Source organism: Stenotrophomonas maltophilia group sp. RNC7, assembly GCF_030910085.1.
Classification (GTDB): Bacteria; Pseudomonadota; Gammaproteobacteria; order Xanthomonadales; family Xanthomonadaceae; genus Stenotrophomonas; species Stenotrophomonas sepilia.
Map to the genome: position 1 here is coordinate 1 of NZ_JAVFVN010000637.1, position 473 is coordinate 473.

The following is a 473-nucleotide window of genomic DNA, read 5'->3' on the forward strand; positions in this document are numbered from 1 at the left end:
CTCACGTTCTACAAGCCGCAAGGCAACCTGAACATGCACGCGGGCTACGCCGACGTCGATTCGGGCGACCGCCACATCGCCCACATCGTCGACAGCCTGCGCAAGAGCTCGCAGTGGGCCAACATGGTGGTGGTCATCACCGTTGACGAGAACGGCGGCTGGTGGGACCACGTGGCGCCGCCCAAGGGCGATCGCTGGGGCCCCGGCACGCGCATTCCCGCGCTGGTGGTCTCGCCGTTCGCCAAGAAGGGCACCGTCGACCACACCATCTACGACACCGGCTCGATCCTGCGCCTGGCCACCCGCCTGTTCGACCTGCCGACGCTCGCAGGCCTGAAGGCGCGCGACGACGCCATGACCGCGCGCGGCCAGAAGCCGATGGGCGACCTGACCAACGCGCTGACCTTCGGCGCCTGATCGCCGCCGGCGGCGGCCGTGTTCCGCGAGGGCCGGCCGGGCGCACATGCCCGGCC

At 70.6% G+C, this 473-nt stretch carries 1 protein-coding gene; it reads left to right on the forward strand.

Annotated features, from left to right (window positions below):
• The coding region (locus tag RCF13_RS12765; protein ID WP_308141230.1) for an alkaline phosphatase family protein at positions 1-417 on the forward strand (417 nt) is incomplete at its 5' end.
• Between the last annotated feature and the right edge of the window lie 56 nt (positions 418-473).